20 protein-coding genes are annotated in these 20,430 nt (G+C 47.8%); 14 read left to right on the top strand and 6 right to left on the bottom strand.

All coding sequences use genetic code 11. The annotated features are described in order from the left end of the window. Positions 1 to 2: 2 nt before the first annotated feature. The 3 genes from panD (at position 3) to ku (ending at position 2,728) form a co-directional block, all read left to right on the top strand. The gene (gene panD / locus NYE37_RS08375; protein ID WP_049720052.1) at positions 3 to 386 is read left to right on the top strand and encodes an aspartate 1-decarboxylase; all 384 of its coding nucleotides are present in this window, start codon (positions 3 to 5) and stop codon (positions 384 to 386) included. Between the two features lie 152 nt (positions 387 to 538). Then, positions 539 to 1,921: a tetratricopeptide repeat protein gene (locus tag NYE37_RS08370; RefSeq protein ID WP_340711921.1), complete on the top strand. Its 1,383-nt coding sequence runs from the start codon at positions 539 to 541 to the stop codon at positions 1,919 to 1,921. A gap of 3 nt (positions 1,922 to 1,924) precedes the next feature. Next, complete coding sequence (ku, locus tag NYE37_RS08365; RefSeq protein WP_340711920.1) at positions 1,925 to 2,728, top strand: non-homologous end joining protein Ku; 804 nt, start codon at positions 1,925 to 1,927, stop codon at positions 2,726 to 2,728. On the opposite strand, the gene NYE37_RS08360 is transcribed toward ku, so the two are convergent. Next, positions 2,725 to 3,078, bottom strand: a complete 354-nt coding sequence (locus tag NYE37_RS08360) for a hypothetical protein (RefSeq protein ID WP_340711919.1) — start codon at positions 3,076 to 3,078, stop codon at positions 2,725 to 2,727. The two genes, ku and NYE37_RS08360, sit on opposite strands and share 4 nt — an antisense overlap. A gap of 124 nt (positions 3,079 to 3,202) precedes the next feature. Between NYE37_RS08360 and NYE37_RS08355 the strand changes: the two genes are divergently transcribed. Next, positions 3,203 to 3,478, top strand: a complete 276-nt coding sequence (locus NYE37_RS08355; protein ID WP_037995438.1) for an Mpo1-like protein — start codon at positions 3,203 to 3,205, stop codon at positions 3,476 to 3,478. Positions 3,479 to 3,549: 71 nt separating this feature from the next. On the opposite strand, the gene NYE37_RS08350 is transcribed toward NYE37_RS08355, so the two are convergent. Then, on the bottom strand, positions 3,550 to 4,794 hold the full coding sequence (locus tag NYE37_RS08350; RefSeq protein ID WP_198050635.1) for a YeeE/YedE family protein: 1,245 nt from the start codon (positions 4,792 to 4,794) through the stop codon (positions 3,550 to 3,552). Positions 4,795 to 4,964: 170 nt separating this feature from the next. Continuing rightward, entirely contained in the window at positions 4,965 to 5,975 is a 1,011-nt protein-coding gene (locus NYE37_RS08345) for a hypothetical protein (protein ID WP_340711918.1), read from the bottom strand. 274 nt (positions 5,976 to 6,249) lie between these two features. Between NYE37_RS08345 and NYE37_RS08340 the strand changes: the two genes are divergently transcribed. Beyond that, on the top strand, positions 6,250 to 6,672 hold the full coding sequence (locus NYE37_RS08340; RefSeq protein ID WP_037995434.1) for a helix-turn-helix transcriptional regulator: 423 nt from the start codon (positions 6,250 to 6,252) through the stop codon (positions 6,670 to 6,672). Positions 6,673 to 7,122: 450 nt separating this feature from the next. Here NYE37_RS08340 and NYE37_RS08335 read toward each other — a convergent pair whose 3' ends face one another. Further along, positions 7,123 to 8,487, bottom strand: a complete 1,365-nt coding sequence (locus NYE37_RS08335; protein ID WP_037995431.1) for an amino acid permease — start codon at positions 8,485 to 8,487, stop codon at positions 7,123 to 7,125. Between the two features lie 168 nt (positions 8,488 to 8,655). Beyond that, a complete protein-coding gene (locus NYE37_RS08330) occupies positions 8,656 to 9,378 on the bottom strand; it encodes a pseudouridine synthase (RefSeq protein ID WP_049720137.1) in 723 nt (240 codons plus the stop codon). A 154-nt stretch (positions 9,379 to 9,532) separates the two neighbouring features. Between NYE37_RS08330 and NYE37_RS08325 the strand changes: the two genes are divergently transcribed. The 8 genes from NYE37_RS08325 to NYE37_RS08290 all read left to right on the top strand — a co-directional run bounded on the left by NYE37_RS08325 (position 9,533) and on the right by NYE37_RS08290 (position 17,721). Continuing rightward, entirely contained in the window at positions 9,533 to 10,165 is a 633-nt protein-coding gene (locus NYE37_RS08325; protein ID WP_049720060.1) for a DsbA family oxidoreductase, read from the top strand. 141 nt (positions 10,166 to 10,306) lie between these two features. Next, positions 10,307 to 11,257 carry a thioredoxin-disulfide reductase gene (trxB, locus tag NYE37_RS08320; RefSeq protein ID WP_049720061.1) on the top strand — a complete coding sequence of 317 codons (951 nt, stop codon included), beginning with the start codon at positions 10,307 to 10,309 and terminating at the stop codon, positions 11,255 to 11,257. 127 nt (positions 11,258 to 11,384) lie between these two features. Beyond that, positions 11,385 to 11,654: a hypothetical protein gene (locus NYE37_RS08315; protein ID WP_049720062.1), complete on the top strand. Its 270-nt coding sequence runs from the start codon at positions 11,385 to 11,387 to the stop codon at positions 11,652 to 11,654. Then, positions 11,654 to 12,136 (top strand): CRISPR-associated protein Cas4, encoded by a 483-nt coding sequence (gene cas4, locus NYE37_RS08310; protein WP_049720063.1) that lies wholly within the window; start codon positions 11,654 to 11,656, stop codon positions 12,134 to 12,136. The genes NYE37_RS08315 and cas4 overlap by 1 nt, the downstream gene beginning before the upstream one ends. Before the next feature lie 418 nt (positions 12,137 to 12,554). Beyond that, positions 12,555 to 14,720, top strand: a complete 2,166-nt coding sequence (locus NYE37_RS08305) for a ribonucleoside-diphosphate reductase subunit alpha (protein ID WP_445330307.1) — start codon at positions 12,555 to 12,557, stop codon at positions 14,718 to 14,720. A gap of 12 nt (positions 14,721 to 14,732) precedes the next feature. Continuing rightward, on the top strand, positions 14,733 to 15,776 hold the full coding sequence (locus NYE37_RS08300; RefSeq protein ID WP_240790227.1) for a ribonucleotide-diphosphate reductase subunit beta: 1,044 nt from the start codon (positions 14,733 to 14,735) through the stop codon (positions 15,774 to 15,776). Between the two features lie 23 nt (positions 15,777 to 15,799). After that, positions 15,800 to 16,237, top strand: coding sequence for an HAD family hydrolase (locus NYE37_RS08295; protein ID WP_049720065.1), 438 nt, complete (start codon positions 15,800 to 15,802; stop codon positions 16,235 to 16,237). A 155-nt stretch (positions 16,238 to 16,392) separates the two neighbouring features. Then, entirely contained in the window at positions 16,393 to 17,721 is a 1,329-nt protein-coding gene (locus tag NYE37_RS08290; RefSeq protein WP_049720066.1) for an APC family permease, read from the top strand. Positions 17,722 to 17,775: 54 nt separating this feature from the next. On the opposite strand, the gene NYE37_RS08285 is transcribed toward NYE37_RS08290, so the two are convergent. Next, positions 17,776 to 18,960, bottom strand: a complete 1,185-nt coding sequence (locus NYE37_RS08285; protein WP_049720067.1) for a CynX/NimT family MFS transporter — start codon at positions 18,958 to 18,960, stop codon at positions 17,776 to 17,778. 282 nt (positions 18,961 to 19,242) lie between these two features. Between NYE37_RS08285 and nagA the strand changes: the two genes are divergently transcribed. Further along, positions 19,243 to 20,430 (top strand): N-acetylglucosamine-6-phosphate deacetylase, encoded by a 1,188-nt coding sequence (gene nagA / locus NYE37_RS08280; RefSeq protein ID WP_340711916.1) that lies wholly within the window; start codon positions 19,243 to 19,245, stop codon positions 20,428 to 20,430.

The following is a 20,430-nucleotide window of genomic DNA, read 5'->3' as shown; positions in this document are numbered from 1 at the left end:
ACATGTTCCGGTTCATGATGAAAGGGAAAATTCATCGCGCCACGGTGACGGAAGCCAATTTGAATTATGTGGGCAGCATCACGATTGATGAAGAAATCTTGGAGAAAGTGGACATTTTGCCCAATGAAAGAGTCCAAGTGGTCAACAACAATAACGGAGCCCGTCTGGAGACGTATGTGATTCCGGGAGAAAGAGGCAGCGGAGTGATTTGTTTAAACGGAGCGGCTGCCCGCAAAGTGCAACCCGGAGATCAAGTGATCATCATGTCTTATGTGATGTTGGAAGAAGAAGAGGCACGGAAACATCAGCCGAAAATCGCCATCATGGATGAAAACAACCGGATTGTGGAATTGATCGGGGAAGAGGTTCACGGTGTCATTTTGTAAACCGGGCCGCATCCCGTTTTAAACACTTCAATATCAACGGTCTGAAACTCCCGCACCAAAGAGGCGGGAGTTTTTTTGTGAAAAAAGGTATGGAAAAGGAGGCGCGGAGTTAGGCTAACTACATAAACGATGTTGTGGATGGAGGAGAAAAAATGGTTCATCAACAATGGCTGAAATGGGCGGAGTCCGCGATCAAAGAGATTGAAAAAAATTACTCCCAAAGCCCGGCATCCAAGCGGCCGGTATGGCGCCGGCGCTTTATGGAAATCAAGCGTTCTTGCGATGAGATGTTGGAAGCCTGGGCAAAAGTGGAAGAGCAATTGGCGGAACTGACGAAGAGATATCCCGGTTTATCGTCATTGGGCGAGGAGTTTGAAGAAGAGTTCTGGTTAAACGAATCGGCAGTGCGGCAGTTTCGCCAGGGACAGGGATATTACGGACTCACGATGTTTCAAGAGGCGGGAAATATTTTCAAAAAGGTCATCGATGATGAACCGGATTTTTTATTGGGCCGGATTTATTACGGACTGACGCTTTTCCATGAAGGAAAGTTTACCGAAGCGAGCCGTCAATTCCAATTGGTATCCAACACGGCAAGGCATGAGGCGTTTGCCGGTTTTGCCCGCCACATGCTGGGGTGTATTGCGGTGAAGGAAGGGGATGACCACGCGGCAATCCGTCAGTTTAAAAAAGCGGTGGAGCTCATGTCGGACCACAGCGACGCTTGGTTCAACATGGGGGTTTGCCACTATCGTTTGAAGGAATACCATGAGGCCATTCCTTGTTTTTATCAGGCTTTGTCGACCAATCCGGATGATTGGGAGTCCATGTATTATCTTTCGCATTGCTACCGTGAGATCAAGGAATGGGGAAGTGTTTCTTTCTGGCGGTTGGCAACTTATGAAAAAACCAAACATCCGCATGTGTTGGAATCGATTGCTCATGATTATGAAGAAATGGGGTTGCCGCACAAAGCTTTGGAATGGTATCGGCGTTTGGCCGCGAAACATCCGAAGCATCCGGGAGCCTATCATGGAATGGCATGGAATCTTTTTTTAACCGGAAAATCAGATGAGGCTTTCAGTTGGATCAAAAAAGGGTTGACCTTGTTTCCGAAACACTCGGGATTGTTGTTGGCTTATGTTTGGATGTGTATGGATGTCCATGATCATCACCGGGCGGAAAAAGCGTTGAATGCCTTGCCGGATGAGGTGGCGGAAGAACCCGTGTGGACGGCGGTGCGTTCCAGGCTTTCCATTCATACCGGAAATGTGAATGAAGCCGCCGATTTAGCCGAGAAGCTGTTAAAACAAGAGAATTCATCGATTCGGGCGATGGGGCATTATCACAAAGGACGGGCTTTGATGGAAAAAAGAGATCTCCAGGAAGCGATTCAACATTTCCGCCAGGCTCAAAAGTTGGTTTCATCTTGGAAGGATCCGTTGTTTTTTGAAGGGATTTGCCATTTGATTGAAGGTCATCCGGATGCCACCCGTGATTGCTGGAGTCAATTATCCTTAAAAAATGAGGTGTGAATCATGCATACCATGTGGAAAGGATCGATCAGTTTCGGTCTTGTCAATATTCCGGTGAAAATGTATGCAGCCACCGAGAGCAAAGACATTCGTTTCCGTTACCTTCACAAAGAATGCCGGACACCGATCAAAACCGTACGGACTTGTCCGCATTGCCAGCGGGAGGTTCCTTGGGATGAAGTGGTGAAAGGCTATGAATATGCCGATGGAAAGTTTGTGGTGCTCGAAAAAGAGGAGTTGGATGCCATTGCGCCGGATCCGGACAAGGCCATTGAGATTTTGGATTTTGTCGAGTTAAAAGAAATTGATCCAATTTATTTTAACAAAACCTATTACTTGGGGGCACAGGATGAAAACAACAAGGCTTATGCCTTGCTTCGGCAAGCCTTGGAAGAAACCGGGAAAATCGGGGTGGCCAAGGTGACGATCCGTTCCAAACAATCCTTGGCCGTAATTCGGATTTACCGGTCCTGCCTCGTGATGGAGACCATTTTCTATCCGGATGAAGTCCGGAACATCGAGGAAGTCCCGTATGTGCCCGACAATGCGAAAGTGACGGAAAAAGAATTAAAAATGGCGACCCAATTGATTGAACAATTGACCACCAAGTTTGATCCCGAAAAATACAAAGACGAATTCCGGACAGCTGTCCAATCCGCCATCGACAAGAAAATAAACGATGAAGAAATCGTCGAATCCCCGCATCGCCGGCCGGAAAAAGTGGTTGATTTGATGGAAGCGCTGCAAGCCAGTATCGATGCCACGAAAGGAAAAAAAAAGGGCCGCAAGAAGAAAGCTTCTTCCTAACGGGCATGCCAATAGCGCAGATAAGTTTCATGTTGTGTGGGGTTTTTGTAGAGAAAACGATGGTTGGCATCATAATGATACTCATATTGGCGGTAATGTTCCACAATCCAGTAACTGTTTGCACCGGTGGGAGCCGAAAGGGCAGGCTCGGCCTCAACCTTTTTGGATCCCACTTTTTCCATCACATATTCAACCCGGGTCAAGTTTCCGGTTTCGGGTTCGGCAGAGGAAGAGACGGCTTTATCAATCGGGACGAGAGTTTTTCCCAGCCACAAACCGCCGATCATCATGGCGGCGATGCCGATCATGGCAAGAAGGGGTTGAAAAAGTGAGGAACGGATCCACTTCATATAAATCCCTCTTTCTTGTTTTTAAGATGTATATGACTTTTTCTCAAACGATAGAATCACTGATTGATTGCAGGATGTTTTGTTATAATAAGAGTAATCAGGAAAAAAAGGAAGGCAGGTACTGATGAAAGTTTCTGAAATGTTGGAAAAATACCGCCGAGATCATCAACATCCGGTCAATCGGGGAACCCATATGATCGGCATTCCAATGATCATTATTTCGCTGCCCCTGTTTTTCTTTCATTGGAAATGGGCACTGGGGTTGTTTGTGGCGGGATGGATGTTTCAGTTCATTGGTCATGCGTTTGAGGGAAAAAAACCGACTTTTTTCTCCAATCCGCTTTATTTAATCATCGGTCCGTATTATTTTTTGCGCAAGCTGTTGCGCAAAACCAAATAATCGCCGCGCCGGAAAAACGGGCGGCCGGAAGAAAAAACGGCTCCCGCAAAAAGTGGGGAGCCGTTTTTTTATCAACAAAATTGATCGGTGGGTTTCGGGTTTTTTAATGTAAAAAGCGGGCGCAATTTGACGCCGACATAACTTCCCAATAATGCAAAGACAGCCCAAACCCAGCCGTGCAGGCTGAAGGAGGCAATCCCGCTGAAATAAGCGCCAATGTTGCAACCAAATGCCAGACGGGCGCCATATCCCATGATGATTCCGCCGATCAGAGAAGCGGCCGCCACTTTGGGGGTGATTTTTTGCAGTTTAAAGGTTCCGCTGATGGCGGCTGAAAACAAAGCGCCGAAGATGATGCCAAAATCCATGATGGAGGTGGTGTGCGCCAGGACGGATTCTTTCAAAGCTTGTTCGTTTGCCCCGGACCAATAACTCCATGAAGCCACATCGATTCCGGTTGCTTGCAAAATTTTCGATCCCCAGAGCACAAAGGCGGAAGTGATTCCCCACGGTTTTCCGCTGAAGAAAAGAGTCAGGCTGTTTAAGACAGCCAACAGAACCGCCGCCGTCCATAGCGGCCAGGAACCCCGGATGATCCGTTTCCATCCCCGGGTGGTGGGAACCGGTTTCCGAAAGGGAGCGTTTCTCTTTTTCGAAATCCAGGAGACCGCAAGATAGATCAGCGCACAAACCGCCAGCTGGACCACCAACGCCGGTCCGTATCCCCAACCGGTGGAGGTGGCTAAAGAAAACGCCCCGAAGCTGGGAAGCCCTTGCCAGAAATCCCAATTCCATGCGGCCAAAACCGATCCGATGATAAATCCGGTCAGGGTCAGCAACAAGGAGGATCGTCCTCCGGCAACATGGAATAAGGTTCCGGACGCGCAAGCCCCTCCCAACTGCATCCCGATTCCGAACAAAAAGGCGCCGACAATCATGGCTGTGCCGACGGGAGACAAGTTGGGTTGCGGAGCGGCACCGGTCCAAGTGACTCCTGTTGCAAAGATGATGGCAAAAAGGATGCTGGCAACCGACAGCATCACCATATGGGCCTGGATTCCTTGCCCTTGCCCGACGGTGAGGAGTTGCCGGAATGCCGAAGTAAATCCAAATCGTGCATGATACAAGGTCATTCCCAACAAAAAGCCGATTCCATACAAAAGGCTTTGGTGGGAGCCTTGTTGCCATAAAATGACCGATCCCAAAAGAAGAAACAACAATCCGGATGCCCATGCCAGTCCGGTTTGGACCGAAGGCAAGGGAGAGGGATTGACCGGACGGGTTGTTGATTTCAATGAAGTCGAGATCATGGCCATCCCCAATCACTTCCTTTCCGATTAATATAGTTGGTTTTTGGGATAAAAAAATCATTCCTAGAAGTACAATATATTACCATGAAAAATCATAATTGGAAACCGGAATAATCGGTTTAAAGGCCCCAAATTTTTACGGGGCAAGAATGCCCGTTTCAACGGGCGATCACGGATTATATTTTGCGAGAATTATTGTGAACCTGTGAAACCATCAACAGTTGCGGGGAATCCCATTCTCCAAATCTGCCATCGGTACAGACAACATCTAACTCCGGCCATGGATAGTTTCCATGTTTTTGGATGTATGATTCCACATTGTTCACAGCGGTTTCTAACATGGTTTCCGCGTATTTTTCATGCTTTTTGGTATAGTATACATTGACCCTGACGTGCCGGACTTGATCCGAAATCACTTGAAAGCCGGGATCCATATGGATGGAAAAATCACGGACATGTTTGGCTTGATAACGGTGTGTCGCCAAGTTCCCTTGCACCTTTGCCGATCCAATTTCGATCCCGGTGGCGGCAATCACTTGATGTTTGTCGGTCGTCAGAGTAATATCATAGTTTCCGGGAAGATTATAAAAACTTTCTCCATATGAAGAATACGGGTCCACATTCCATTTCTCATGATCGTAAACAGCCAGCACCGGCAACCAATTTTCCAGTGAAGTTGTGGTGTGATGCCACCCAAAACGGCCTTGGTCATGAGGAATGTTGACCTCAAAGTCCATGGAAACCGTTGCGCTTTGTTTGGATGGAAGTTGAAAACCAGTGAGATGGAGGGCGGTGTGGTTTTTGACTTGAAATCCGGCTTTTCTTCCATTGACTTGGACTTGGTTGATGGTTGTTTTTCCGCCTTTTTGCTGATAAGTTTTGGCATTTCCCCGGAGATGAAAGTACACCTCTTGCATTTCCTGCTGCAGATGGTTGGTAAAAGTGACGGACAGCTTGCCTTGAATGCGGTGATTTTGGCTGTCATAGAAAAGGTTGGCCCGGTAATGGGGGGATGAAGGTCCCAGAACTTGTGCGGTCTCCGTTTTTTCATTGAAATGTTGGAGCTGTTGGACCGAGGTGCCGGCCGGTTGGCTGGCCTTTGCAACTTGTGGATAGGCATAAGCCCAGGCAGGTGAAAAAGCCATGCTGATGGTCAGTGCCAAGGCATTCATCGATCTCCGGTTCATGGAAAGCGTCCTCCTTCATAAAACAATACAAAGAAATATATTCTATATTAAAATGATATATCCCTTTTTTACAGCAATTTGTCGAAATCTTAAATGAAACAGTCGTCTTCTGTATTGGTGGGCTGTTTGGTGCAGGATTTTCCCAAGAGAATCACGGTTTGTTTTTTGATTATTTTCTCAAGAAATATTAAACTTAAAAATATGAATATATTGGTCAAATTCAAAGGTTGAAGGATCGGAAAGAGTGGATTTGACAAGAAGAGGAGGATGATGAATGAAACTGATTCCCCGCATTGACAGTGTGTTGATGAGAAGAAGGGAAGAAGGTTGGAAGATCTGCGGAAAAAAACCGAGTCAGACCGCTTTGGCCCGGGCGTTGGGGGTTCGCAAGCAACAGGTTTCTTTGTGGGCCCGGGGCGGGGCGATGCCTAGGCCGGAAACGATTTTTCATATGGCCCGGTTGCTCGGGGTTCGTCCGGATGAATTATATGAATTTATCCCGCCGACGGAGGAGGAGCAATTACAGCTCGTCCGGGAATATGACAAAAAAGAAATGAGAGATATTTTGCGGCGCCGGGAAAATAAAATCAAGGAATTGCGCGCCAAAGGTTACAACGATGAAATGATTCAAGAGCATATCCGGATGTTGGGTCTGGGGAAATATGACTCCCTTCCGGAAAAAAGAGTCAGCCAGTGAATTGTGATCCGCCTGAAGGATAAAACGTGTGCCGGAAAGCGGGGAACGATGGATTCTGTTTGCGGGCGAATAACAAAATTTACAGAATAATCGGGAATCCACCGGCGTTTTGATGGAAAGCACGGAGAAAGGATTCCCGATCGTCGCAGTCCTGTCAAAACGAAAAAAAAAGCTCCTCGATGGATTCCAAGAACATGTAAAGACTGCCTGTCGCCAGAAGGCCCAAAATCCAGGGGATCACCGGAAGGTTTACAAGCACTGCCCGAATGGACATGAGGGAAAAAAACATTGCAGACAAAAAAAGAAGGGTGTAAAGGAGGGAGGCGATCAACATAAAAGGGACTCCTTTATCGTTTGTTCTTTATTATTATACCAAAAATAGATGTATAATTTAGAAAAATATGTTAATTAGGGACAAAAAACTGCCTGAACAGGCAGCCTCATTCATAATTATTTTTCTGTACTTTTTTTCACAAATTGATAGCTGATGAGCAAGATCAAGAGCCAAACAGGCCCCACAATCAAAGCAATCCGGGTTTCAGGGTTTAAGGACAGTAAGAAAGCCACAAGGACCAGGAAGAGAATGGCGATCCAGTTGGTGACGGGATAACCCGGCATTTTGAAATGGACTTTTGCATGGTCTGCTTTTTTACGGAATTTTAAGTGAGCATAAAGAATCATACCCCAGGTCCAAAGCGCACCGAAAGTGGCCACGCTGGTGATATATAAAAAGGCTTTCTCCGGAATGACATAGTTTAACAGTACCCCGATCAGCAGGATCGCTGCAGACAACGTGATACCACGTGCCGGAACCTTTCTTGAATTCAATTGTCCCAAGGCGCGTGGGGCATGTCTGTCTTTTGCCAGTGTGTAAAGCATGCGTCCGGTGCTGAAGATTCCGCTGTTACAAGAAGACAGAGCGGCCGTGAGGACAACAAAGTTAATGATGCCGGCGGCAGCGGGAATCCCGACTTTTGTGAAAATCAGCACAAAAGGACTGTTTTCACCACTCATTTGGTTCCAAGGATACAGGGATAAGATGATGGCCAAGGCTCCGATATAGAATATCAAAATCCGCCAGATCACACTGTTGATGGCTTTTGGAAGGGTTTTCTCCGGATTTTTTGCTTCCCCGGCGGTCACTCCGACCAGTTCCACTCCCAAGAAAGAGAACATCACCATTTGCAGGGCCAACAGGACACCTGCGATGCCAAAGGGCATAAACCCGTCATTGGCCCACAGGTTTGAAAAGCCGACGGCTTCCCCTCCATTGCCCCAACCGGTCGTGATCATAATGAAACCGATGATGATCAGGGCAACAATGGTGGCCACCTTGATCAAAGCAAACCAAAATTCGATTTCCCCAAACAGTTTCACCGTAATCAAGTTGACAATATAAACAGCCAAAAGAGCCCCGAGTGCAGGAATCCATTGCGGCACTTCCGGAAACCAGTAACGGAAATAAACACCCACCGCGGTAATTTCGGCCATTCCTGTTACCACCCACATAAACCAGTAATTCCAACCGGTGACAAATCCGGCCCAGGGTCCCACAAATTCCGTCGCGTAGGTGCTGAAGGATCCGGCAACAGGTTTAAAAAGGGCCAATTCCCCCAAAGCTCTCATTACCAAAAAGATCATGAGCCCGCCAAGTGCATAAGAGAGGATGATTGCAGGTCCGGCTGTTTGAATCGCTTGGGCTGAACCGAGGAAAAGCCCGACGCCGATGGCCCCGCCGATCGCGATCAATTGAATATGCCGGTCACCAAGCCCCCTTTCTAATTCATTAACCGAATTGTTTTTTTTGCTATCCATTAAGTTGCCTCCTTGAAATAAAGGATTGTATTAGTATAATGAATGTTTGATATAGAACATTGTAAATGAATTTGTTAGCGTTTTCAACTGAATCGATGACCTTGGGGTTCTGGCGGAGGGGCGGGTGATCCATTGGATCACCGGAATTCAAGTGTTTTTGACCGATTATTATTTGATTAATTTGTTCAATTCTTCCGTTGTTAATTCACGGTATTCTCCGGGAGCCAGATCCGGATCCAGTTCCAATGAACCCATGCGGATTCGTTTTAAACTCAGCACCTTTTTCCCAAGGGCCCGGAACATTCTTTTGATCTGGTGAAATTTTCCTTCATAGATGGTGATTTCGACGGTGGATCGGGGTCCGGCATGCAGGATGTGAAGATCCCCCGGCATGGTTGTGTAACCGTCTTCCAATGTAATTCCCGTTTGAAATGCGTGGATATCGTTTTCTGTCACTTCTCCTCCGATGTCAGCAACATATACTTTCGGAATGTGTTTTTTGGGAGACAAAAGCTGGTGTGCCAGTTTTCCGTCGCTTGTCAACAACAGTAAACCTTCGGTGTCTTTATCCAGCCGTCCGACCGGAAACGGCGAGAATACGCGGTGTTCCGGTTCCAACAGATCCGTCACCACTTCCTGAAAGGCATCTTCGGTGGCGGACAGGACTCCTTGCGGTTTGTTCATCATTAAATAGATGTGTTCCCGGTACAAAATCGGTTGGTGATCGACTTCAATTTGATCTTCAAAGGGGAACACATGCATGCCTGGGTCGGTTGCGGGTTCATCATTGACTCTGACCCGGCCGGCTTTTACCAGTTTTTTGATTTCTTTGCGGGTTCCGATCCCCACATGGGACAGGACTTTATCCAAGCGTTGGCTTTTCTTTTTCATCTGATTCACGCTCTCTTTCTCTTGATTCACAAAAAACATAATAGCACAAGGGCGGGTTTCCATGCAGTCTGATGCTTACTTTGGTATCGTATCTAATATTTTTTTCTTATGATATACTGGAGTTTGCAGTTGTGTGATTTTAAAGGAGAGACAAATGGATATTGAGGTTTATCATGATTTGACCTGTCCTTGGTGCCGGATTGGCCATAAAAATCTCAAAGATGCCATGCAGGAATGGACGGAACAATCCGGCGAACCGTTTGAAATTAAATACCGTTCGTATATGTTATATCCGGAGATCCCGCCCCGTGGCGTTTTGTTTATGGATATGATGGTGCGCAAAATGGGAAACATGTCAAGGGCTTATCAGGCATTGGAACAGATTTCAAGAGCCGGGGCCCCCGTCGGTTTGAAATTCAAGTTTGACCGGATTGAATGGCTTCCCAACACCATGGCGCCTCATATGCTCCTGAAGTGGACCGATCCCGGGAAGAAAACGCAGATGGCTGAAAAATTGTATCAGGCTTATTTTGAACAAGGGCATAATATTGGTGATATGGACGTGTTGACCGGGATCGCCGAAGCCGTGGGATATGATCCGAATGAGGCGAGGGAGGCGCTTTTGGACGAGAGTATCCGGCACGAAGTCGAAAAAGATTTGGAACAGGCCGGGAATTCAGGGATTCAAAGCATTCCTTTTTTTATTATCCAGGGCCGGTTGGCCATGGCCGGGGCGCATCCCAAAGATAATTTTTTGCGGGCATTCCAGGAAGTGAAAGCATCCTGAACAAGGAGAGTTTTCAAAGAGGAGGCCGGAAATCCGTTTGGCTTCATGGCGAAATTTCAGTTACAATGATGAAGGGATGCTGTAATCATAGAAGGTTACATATGTGACATAGATCATCATTGTGAACAGGGGGTAAACAACATGCAAAAAGTGATTGTATTGGGAACCGGTCCGGCAGGGTTGACCGCAGCCATTTATCTGGCTCGCGCCAACATGGAACCGTTGGTGATTGAAGGGCCTGAACCGGGCGGACAACTGACGACCACGACGGAAGTGGAAAATTTTCCGGGCTTTCCGGACGGAATCATGGGCCCGGAATTGATGGATAATATGCGAAAGCAGGCCGAACGTTTTGGAGCCACCTTCAAACGCGGCTGGGTGAAAAAGGTCGACTTGTCCAAGCGTCCTTTTCAATTGTTTCTTGGAGAAGATGAAGTGATTGAAACGTCTGCGCTCATTATCTCTACGGGGGCAACGGCCAAATTGTTGGGAATTCCCGGCGAAAAAGAAAGCATCGGGATGGGCGTGAGCACTTGTGCGACATGCGACGGCTTCTTCTTCCGCGGCAAAAAATTGCTGGTTGTAGGCGGCGGCGATTCCGCGATGGAAGAGGCCACTTTCCTGACCCGTTTTGCATCGGAAGTCACCATTGTTCACCGGCGCAATGAATTGCGGGCATCCAAAATCATGCAGGACCGGGCACGGCAAAACGAGAAGATCAAGTGGGCCATGAACCGGACACCGGTGGAAGTGATCCGTGGGGAACAAGGAGTCAAAGGATTAAAGGTGAAAAATAACGAAACAGGGGAAGAAGAAATTCTGGAAGCAGACGGTATTTTCGTTGCCATCGGGCACCAACCCAACACCGGCTTCCTTCAAGGGCAAATTGATTTGGATGAGTTGGGTTACGTCCAAGTGAAGCCTGGAACGACGCAAACCAATGTCCCCGGTGTTTTTGCCTGCGGGGATGTGCAAGACCGCGTTTACCGTCAGGCGATCACGGCGGCCGGAAGCGGTTGTATGGCAGCACTCGATTGTGAACGCTTTTTGGAAGGGAATGCCGCACAAGACTGGAGCCGGTCGCTGAAATAAAAATGAAGTGGATTCATCACCCTTTCCTTGAAACATTCGACGGGGAAGGGGTGTTTTTTATTTAAAAGATACAGAAAATTTGGTAAAATATAACAAAAAGAATGGCATAAAGAAGGGGATATCCGGATTGAAAAAGAGGTGGATCACTGCAAAGGAAATCAATCAGTTTTGTTATTGTCCCGAGCAATGGAGGCTGGCCAAATTGCACCGGCAAGGGTTGGTCGAAGCCGATGAACAAAAGTTGAAAACCCAAAAACGGCTTTTTCAAAAAGGGAAGCGTTACCACCGGAAGAAAGCCGTTTCGGTGTGGGTGAAAACGAAAGGGACGGATTGGGCAGTGGCGGTGTTGCTTGTCGTGATCCTGTTGTTTGTGATTTGGACGGTGATGAATGCTTGATGGCCATGTTCCTCTCTGTTTTGCTGGTTTTCCTGTTGATTTTTTTACGGTTTTTCTTAAAATCCAAAAGAAGTTTGGTGTATTCAGACGCAACCGGTGCGGGGAAAGTTCTGGTCAACAAAAAATGGGGCATCCGGGGCAAGCCTGACGAGATCTGGAAAATGAAGGACGGAACTTATTTCGTGGTGGAATACAAATCAGGAATGTTAAAAAGGACACACCCCTATGACGGCGACCGGTTGCAATTGGCTGCTTATTTTTTGCTTGTGGAGGAAACCTATCAAGCGAAAAAAATCCGGGGGGAAATCCGCTATCAAAACCGGGTGTGCAAGGTGGAGTGGACTCCGCAATTAAAGGAACAATTATTGACAGTCATTCAACAGATGCGGGAAGTGGAGCAGACAAATGAAACCCGGGTGAACATTTATATGCCAAAATGCCGGCAATGTGAATTCTACAAAGTTTCCTGCACCAAAGTGTAGAAAACGGGGGATGGGAAAAGAAGCGGACCCTTTTTTGTCCTTGGAAAATCGAAAACAAGTTTGCAACACAGACAAAACGCTCAAAAAAGAAAAAACAAAACAAATGATGAATGCCATGAATAAATGTTAAATTCATGTATTTGCAGGGATTTCAATAAAAAAACATGCCGAAAAACAAGAAATCAATCCGGACAGGGCTTTGTCAACCCCCGGGGGACCGAGCTTCTTCGAGAAAAAGGAATATCCCGGGTTGAATTTTGCTTCTCGAACGGACAGATGTCATATTAGCTTTTTTTTTGCTGTTTGGCACTATATATTGTGTTGGTTATACTTAGATAGCAACTATATATAGTATGAATGGCAGGTGTTCGTTGTGTTGAAGACGACTCTGGATCAAATCAACCCGTTTCTAAATTTGATGGATGAAGCGTGCCGGCGCTTTCCGCATTTGAATCGAGAAGAATGGCTGAGGGAAGCGGAAGCGCAATTGCACGAAAATATGACGGACAAAGAAGTGTTGCAAACCATTATTCGAACCACGGTGGAAAAAACAACGGCGGAAGAGCCGGATTGGCAATTTGTCGCCGCGCATTTGTTGGCCCATGAGTTGTACATGGAGGCGGCAGAGAACCGCAGTTACCCGTCTGCCAGGAAGTATGGCGGATTTTATCCGCTGATACATACCTTGACGGAGAAAAAATTATACGGCGCTTATTTGTTGGAATCATACGAAAAGAATGAAATCGATGAATTGGAATCGTACATGAAACCAGAGCGGGATTTGTTGTTTAATTACATTGGATTAAAAGTGTTGTTAGACCGTTATCTTGTGAAGGATTATGACGGACGGATCATGGAATTGCCGCAAGAGCGTTTTATGGTCATCGCCATGCATCTGGCGCAAAAAGAAGAAGACCGTGTGGGGTGGGCGAAACGGTTTTATGATGTTTTGTCCAAATTGGAAATCACGGTTGCCACCCCGACGTTGAGCAATGCGGGAAAACCCCTCCATCAGTTGTCTTCTTGTTTTATCGATACGGTGGGGGACTCGTTGTGGTCGATCTACCACACCAATTCGGCGACGGCCCAAGTTTCCAAACACGGAGGCGGGGTCGGCATCTATCTGGGGAAAGTCCGGGCCAAAGGTTCCAAGATCCGCGGGCATCATGGCGCTTCCGGCGGGGTGATTCCCTGGATCCGGAATTACAATAACACGGCGGTGGCCGTTGACCAGTTGGGAGTCCGCCGTGGGGCCTTCGCTATTTATTTGGATGTCTGGCATGCCGATATTTTTGATTTTCTCAATCTCAAAACCAATAACGGCGATGACCGGTTGAAAGCCCATGATATTTTCCCGGGCGTTTGCATTCCGGATTTGTTTATGAAACGGGTGGAGGAACGTGGCGACTGGCATTTGTTCGATCCCCACGAGATCCGGGAAGTGATGGGATATTCCATCGAAGATTACTGGGGAAGCGAGTTTGAAAAACGTTACCTGGAATGTGAAGCCCGTCCGGACTTGAAAAAGCAAAAGGTTCCGGCCATTGAGATCATGAAACGGATCATGGTCAGCGCTTTTGAAACAGGAACGCCTTTCGTGTTTTTCCGGGATGCGGTCAACCGGGCCAATCCCAATAAACATCAAGGGATGATCTATTCTTCCAATCTGTGTACCGAAATCTGCCAAAACATGTCCCCGACGGAATGGATCAGCGAGGAGTTGGAAGACGGTGTGATCGTCACCAAAACCAAGCCGGGCGATTTTGTCGTGTGCAACTTGTCATCGCTGAATCTGGGACGGATTCAATCCCTTGAAGACATCAAGCGGATCATCCCGGTTCAAATGCGCATGTTGGATAATGTGGTGGATTTGAATATCTATCCGGTCAAACAAGCGGAACGGACCAATAAAAAATACCGGGCCGTCGGCTTGGGGACGAGCGGATACCATCAATATCTGGCTCAGCATCAAATTGTATGGGAGTCGGAAGAACATCTGGAAGAAGCGGACCGTCTCTTTGAAGAGATTGCTTATCAAGCGATCAAAGCGTCCATGGAAATCGCCAAAGAAAAGGGAAGCTATCCTTGCTTTGAAGGAAGCGAATGGCAAACCGGAGAGTATTTCCGGCGGCGCGGTTACACCAGTCCACGCTGGCAACAATTGCGCAAGGACGTGCAAAAACACGGGTTGAGAAATGCGTGGTTGTTCGCCGTGGCACCGACCGGATCGACCTCCTTGATTGCCGGATCGACGGCGGGCATTGATCCGGTTTATGCCAAATATTTTGTGGAGGAAAAACGGGGGGCGGTCATTCCGCTTACGGCTCCCAATTTGTCGCCCCAAACGGCTTGGTACTATAAAGAAGCCCATCGGATTGACCAGCATTGGAGCATCCGGGCTGCGGGGAAAAGACAGCGGCATATTGACCAATCTCAGTCATTTAATCTGTATATCACCCCCGACACATCGGCAAAAGAATTTTTGTCGCTGTATATGGATGCCTGGAAGCATGGGCTGAAAACCATCTACTATGTCCGGAACCAATCCATTGAAGTGGAAGAATGCGTCAGTTGTTCATCCTGAAGAGAAGGGGAAATGAAGAAAATGGAAAAATTGCAACGAAAAAAAATATTTAATGAACACGGGCAACGGGGAACCCAACGCATGATTAACGGAAACACCACCAACCTGAGAGAGTGGAACCGGATTAAATACGATTGGGCACACAAATTGTACCGGACCATGCTGAACAACTTTTGGATTCCCGAGGAAATTCCGTTGGCGGGAGACGCCAAAATGTTCGCGGAATTGAGTCCGGAAGAACGGCGTGCTTTTGACAAAACCATTTCCTTTCTCAACTTTTTGGACTCGATTCAAGGGGAGAACCTGCCGAACATCAATGAGTATGTGACGGCGCCGGAAGTTTGCTCCTTGTTAAATATCCAGGCGTTTCAGGAAGAGATTCACGCCCAGTCATACAGCTATATTTTGGACAGTGTTTGTTCGCCGGAAACACGGGAAAACATTTATGATGAATGGCGCAATGATCCGCGGCTTTTGGAACGGAACCGGTTTATTGCCGATTTATATCAGCAGTTTGTGGATAACCGGAATGACAAAAACTTTGTCCGGACGTGCATGGCGAACTTTTTGCTGGAATCTCTCTACTTCTACAGCGGATTCTCCTTCTTCTATGCCTTGGCGCGAAACGGGAAAATGACCGCCACGGCAACGATTATCAAATACATTCAGCGTGATGAACTGACCCATGTGGTGTTGTTCCAAAACATGATCAAAGAGTTGCGTAAGGAAAACCCGGATCTGTTTACGCCGGAATTGATTGAAGAATTGCGGGAAATGACCCGGACTGCCGTGCAACATGAAATCCGCTGGGGACAATATATCACCAACAATCACATTCAGGGATTGAACAATGACCTCATTGACCGGTACATCAAATTTTTGGCCAATGAACGGTTGGGACGGCTGGGACTGGAAATTTTGTATCCGGAAATCACGTCCCATCCCATGAAATGGGTGGAAAGCTTCTCCAATCTCAATGCCACCAAAACCGACTTTTTTGAGCAGAAAGTGACCAACTATGCAAAAGCCGGAAACCTGGATTTCAGTGACCTTTAATATGGATAGGAAGGATTCTGACCATGAATGAGGCCTGGAGAAAAGTCAAAGCATTTCATCAAGCTTACTCGGTTCCGGTGAGCGACCAACCCGGGAAACTGTCCGAAGAACGGGTCGCCAAGCGCAAAAAATGGATGGAGGAAGAATTGGACGAGTTTGCCAAAGCTTCGACCATTGAAGATCAAGCGGATGCCATGATCGATACCATTTACCTGGCGTTGGGCACGCTGGTGGAAATGGGAGTGAAGCCGGAAGCGGTTTTTCAAATCGTCCATGAAGCCAATATGAGCAAGTTGTGGCCGGATGGAAAACCCCGTTACCGGGAAACGGACGGAAAAGTGATCAAGCCGCCGGGGTGGAAAGATCCCCAGCCGCGGATCCGGGAAGTAATCCGGAAGCAAAAAATGGAAACTGCCAACGGTCCAGCCAATGAACCCACGGGTGTCCTTCACGAAGATTAAATGCCGGAACCGGGCGCCGCGCCGTCTCTTCACAAGAGACGGCTTCTTTTTTATGGATATATTCTAAATTGAGTTACTTTATTATTTTTATACATATTCCCATCTTGATAATGTATAATCCTCTAAAAGACATTTGTCTTTATAAGGAGGACACCATGAACGCAGAACACAACAGCAATCATTTAAAAAGGGACATTGGATTTATTACGGCATTATCCATTGTAATCGGAACAGTCATCGGTTCCGGGGTTTTTATGAAACCCGGCGAAGTGTTGGCCTCTTCAGGAAATGCAAAGATGGCTTTGTTCGCCTGGCTTTTGGGGGGATTGATCACATTGGCCAGCGGACTGACCGTTGCTGAAGTGGGAGCGCAAATTCCCAAAACGGGCGGGTTATATATTTATTTGGAAGAAACGTATGGAAAGTTTTGGGGATATTTATGCGGATGGGTGCAGACCGTGGTGTACGGTCCGGCGGTCATTGCCGCATTGGGTTTGTATCTGGGTTCATTGATTGTTCATCTGTTTGGCCTGGACGAGTCATGGTTGAAAGGAATCGGGATCGGGTTTGTGGTATTGCTGATGTTGGTGAACATCACCGGAACGAAGTATGGAGGATGGGTGCAAAACATCTCCACGGCGGCCAAACTGATTCCGATTGTGCTCATTATCATCTTCGGTTTATGGAAGGGAGAACAGTCGATCTTCACCCCGGGGGCTTTCGAGCCGGAAGAATTCAGCTTTGGCGCGGCCGTGCTGGCAACCTTGTTTGCGTATGACGGATGGATTTTGGTCGGATCCGTTGCCGGGGAAATGAAAAACCCGACCAGATTGTTGCCGAAGGTGATTTTTATCGGTTTGGCGGGGGTCACCGTGGTTTATTTGCTTGTCAATATGGCCCTTTTGTATGTGTTGCCTGCAGAAGATATTGTGAAGTTGGGTGAAAACGCGGCAAGTACGGCGGCAACAACGTTGTTTGGCGATTTTGGCGGGATTTTGATCACCATTGGAATCATTATTTCGATTTTTGGTTGCCTGAACGGAAAAATGATGGCTTTTCCGCGGATCCCGTATGCGATGGCCAAAAACGGCCAATTGCCGTTTTCCAAAGGGTTGGGCAAGGTGCATCCGAAATTTCACACGCCTTATGTTTCCATTATTTCACAAGCGGCGATCGCCACGGTTTTCATGCTGATCAGCGATCCGAACCGTTTGTCGGATATCTCGGTATTTTCCATTTATCTCTTTTATATTTTTGCCTTTTTTGCCGTGTTTACTTTGCGCAGAAGAAACAGCGGGAAAGAGCGGCCTTACAGTGTTCCGCTTTACCCGTTGGTGCCTCTGGTTGCCATTGTCGGTTCGATTTACATCATTGTCAGCATGCTCCAGCATGATCCGGTCGGCGGATTGGGTGCAATCTTCATTATGGTCATTGGACTGCCGGTTTATTATTTCTTAAAACGGAGAGCGACGGATCAGGTTTGATTCATGAAAAAAGAAGGTTCACATCCTGCAGGATGCGAACCTTCTTTTTTCGTATCATGCGACATGACCCCGGCGGCCGGCCCCCAGTCCGGAAAGAATCAAACAGACAGTTGTTGCCAGCAGGAGCACAAGGGACGGAACCCATGAGCGGGTTGCATCAAAGAGATAACCCAGCAGGATCGGACCAAAGGCGGCAAGGAGATACCCGACGGATTGCGACATGCCGGAAAGATTGGCGGCTTCTTTGGCATCAGCCGTCCTCAGTGTGATCAGCGTGAGGGCCAGGCTGACGCTGGCACCTTGGGCCATCCCGATCAGGGCAATACTGATATACAGAAGAACCGGTTCGCTGGTGAACAAACCGATGATTCCCGAAAGGTGAATCAGTCCGATGGCGAAGGCGATTCCTTTTTGCTGGGAAAGCCGGTTGGCCAGAACCGGGGTGGCAAAAGTGGCCGGAAGGCTGATGAGTTGCATGACCGATACCATCCAACCTGCGGTTTCTTCACTGAATCCCCGGCTTTGCATGATGGCGGGAAGCCAGGTGATCGTGCAGTAAAACAGAAAGGATTGCAGTCCCATGAAAATGGTCACATACCAGGCAAGCGACGAACGCCACATCAAGGTGCCGCCTGTCCGGACCGGTTCCGCTTTGGCCGGCCGGATTTGATCTCTGCTTCGGACTTGGGGAATCCAGATACACAAAGCAGCAACGGCCATCCATGCCCAAAAAGAAAGAGAGGATTTCCATCCCCCGTTCAACGCATCCGCCAGCGGAATGCTCACAGCTGATCCGATGGCGGCAAAGGTGTTCATTGAAGTGGTGTAAATGCTGGTCATCCAGCCGGCTTGATCCGGAAATTTTTCTTTTACGATCCCGGGAAGCAGCACGTTTCCGATGGCAATTCCGACTCCGATCCAAACCGTGCCGAAAAAGACGGTGAACACCGTTCCGGCCGAACGGATAAGAATGCCGCATACCAGTGTGAAAAGCCCGATGAAGATGGTTCGCTCATTTCCCCACTTGCGGGATAAAAGCGGGGCCACAAGAGACAGCAGGGCAAAAGCAATCAACGGCAAAGTGGTGAGAAATCCGGCCGTTCCATTGGAGATGTTCAGATCGGCGCGAATCGAATGAATCACGGGCCCGACGGAAGTGATCGAAGGGCGTAAATTAAATGCAACAAAAACAATCCCTGCAATTAAAATGGCTTTTTTCACCGATGATGGCTGATTCATGCTGTGGACTCCTTTTTCGTTGACATTGACAAGGTGAAGATAAAAGAAAAGATGGCATGAGAGACCGCCATCTTCTTTACAAGTCGACTGGAAATATGAAAAGATAAAAGGGTTTATTGATTGGAAGATATTTTAGCAAAGATAATGCAAACTGGCAATGAAAAAGCGGCGTGCTTTATTCGGGCCGGGTATCTGATATGAACGGACATTGCCATCCGATGGACGGATGGGATAGACAGCGTTAAACTTTAGAATGACAAGCAGAACAAAGGAGTTATTCATATGAACGAAGTTACGTGGACCTTGATCAATGCAAAGATTTATGCTGAAAACGGTTTGATACCAAACGGTTTTATCTCTGTGACAAAGGATAAAATATCGGCGATCGGCACCATGGACGATGATGTTCCTCCTTCCGGCGGGTCCGTGCTGGATGTCCAAGGAAGAACCGTGGTTCCGGGAATGATTGATGTCCATATTCACGGTGCCGCCGGGGCTGATGTGATGGATGCCACGCCGGAAGCATTGGATCAAATGGCGGTTGCTTTGGCCCGGGAAGGGACAACCGCATTTTTGGCGACAACGATTACTCAGTCACCGGAGAACATTGAAAAGGCGCTGAAAAATGCCGCGGAATATATAAAGCATCATCAAACCCCGGGCAAAGCAGAATGCGTGGGGGTTCATCTGGAAGGGCCGTTTGTCAATGCCAAGCGCAAAGGCGCGCAACCGTTGGAATTTATCTTGGAACCCGATGTAAAGCAGTTTAAAAAATGGCAGGAGGCTGCCCGCGGAACCATTAAATTGGTCACATTGGCCCCGGAAGAACCGGGCGGGTATGAACTGGCTGCCTATTTGAAGGAGACGGGGGTCATTGCTTCCATCGGCCATTCCGATGCCACCTATGATCAAGTGATGGAAGGAATCGAAGCCGGTATCTCCCACGTCACCCATCTTTTTAACGGCATGCGCGGATTTCATCACCGGGAGCCCGGTGTCGCCGGAGCGGCAATGTTGCGTAAAGAATTGAATGTGGAAATGATTGTGGACGGGATCCATATCGATCCGCGCAGCGTGCGGCTGGCTTACCAGCAAATCACGAGTGACCGGATTTTGCTGATCACTGATGCCATGCGTGCCAAATGCATGAAGAGGGGCAATTATGATCTGGGAGGACAAAAGGTCTTTGTCTCGGACCGGGATGCCCGCTTGGAAGACGGTACGTTGGCCGGAAGCATTTTAAAAATGAAGGATGCTGCAAAAAATATGATCGAATATACCGGGTGCACCATGGAAGAAGTGATCCAAATGACTGCTTCCAACGCGGCCAAAGAATTAAAGATGGATGATAGCAAAGGGAGTATCCGGGTCGGCAAAGATGCGGACCTGGTGGTGTTAAATCCCGACTTGGAAATTTACCTCACGATCTGCCGCGGCGAGTTTGCGTATCAACAGACACAGGAGGAATGA

It is taken from the genome of Thermoactinomyces sp. FSL K6-2592, from assembly GCF_038006465.1.
Taxonomy (GTDB): Bacteria; Bacillota; Bacilli; order Thermoactinomycetales; family Thermoactinomycetaceae; genus Thermoactinomyces; species Thermoactinomyces vulgaris.
Note: the sequence above shows the minus strand (reverse complement) of the source record. Positions and strands in the feature narration are given on the sequence as shown.

Coding starts and splice junctions, on each gene's coding strand:
- panD (WP_049720052.1), top strand. CDS start 3: ATGTTCCGGTTCATGATGAAAGGGAAAATTCATCGCGCCACGGTGACG.
- NYE37_RS08370 (WP_340711921.1), top strand. CDS start 539: ATGGTTCATCAACAATGGCTGAAATGGGCGGAGTCCGCGATCAAAGAG.
- ku (WP_340711920.1), top strand. CDS start 1,925: ATGCATACCATGTGGAAAGGATCGATCAGTTTCGGTCTTGTCAATATT.
- NYE37_RS08360 (WP_340711919.1), bottom strand. CDS start 3,078: ATGAAGTGGATCCGTTCCTCACTTTTTCAACCCCTTCTTGCCATGATC.
- NYE37_RS08355 (WP_037995438.1), top strand. CDS start 3,203: ATGAAAGTTTCTGAAATGTTGGAAAAATACCGCCGAGATCATCAACAT.
- NYE37_RS08350 (WP_198050635.1), bottom strand. CDS start 4,794: ATGGCCATGATCTCGACTTCATTGAAATCAACAACCCGTCCGGTCAAT.
- NYE37_RS08345 (WP_340711918.1), bottom strand. CDS start 5,975: ATGAACCGGAGATCGATGAATGCCTTGGCACTGACCATCAGCATGGCT.
- NYE37_RS08340 (WP_037995434.1), top strand. CDS start 6,250: ATGAAACTGATTCCCCGCATTGACAGTGTGTTGATGAGAAGAAGGGAA.
- NYE37_RS08335 (WP_037995431.1), bottom strand. CDS start 8,487: ATGGATAGCAAAAAAAACAATTCGGTTAATGAATTAGAAAGGGGGCTT.
- NYE37_RS08330 (WP_049720137.1), bottom strand. CDS start 9,378: ATGAAAAAGAAAAGCCAACGCTTGGATAAAGTCCTGTCCCATGTGGGG.
- NYE37_RS08325 (WP_049720060.1), top strand. CDS start 9,533: ATGGATATTGAGGTTTATCATGATTTGACCTGTCCTTGGTGCCGGATT.
- trxB (WP_049720061.1), top strand. CDS start 10,307: ATGCAAAAAGTGATTGTATTGGGAACCGGTCCGGCAGGGTTGACCGCA.
- cas4 (WP_049720063.1), top strand. CDS start 11,654: ATGGCCATGTTCCTCTCTGTTTTGCTGGTTTTCCTGTTGATTTTTTTA.
- NYE37_RS08305 (WP_445330307.1), top strand. CDS start 12,555: ATGGATGAAGCGTGCCGGCGCTTTCCGCATTTGAATCGAGAAGAATGG.
- NYE37_RS08300 (WP_240790227.1), top strand. CDS start 14,733: ATGAAGAAAATGGAAAAATTGCAACGAAAAAAAATATTTAATGAACAC.
- NYE37_RS08295 (WP_049720065.1), top strand. CDS start 15,800: ATGAATGAGGCCTGGAGAAAAGTCAAAGCATTTCATCAAGCTTACTCG.
- NYE37_RS08290 (WP_049720066.1), top strand. CDS start 16,393: ATGAACGCAGAACACAACAGCAATCATTTAAAAAGGGACATTGGATTT.
- NYE37_RS08285 (WP_049720067.1), bottom strand. CDS start 18,960: ATGAATCAGCCATCATCGGTGAAAAAAGCCATTTTAATTGCAGGGATT.
- nagA (WP_340711916.1), top strand. CDS start 19,243: ATGAACGAAGTTACGTGGACCTTGATCAATGCAAAGATTTATGCTGAA.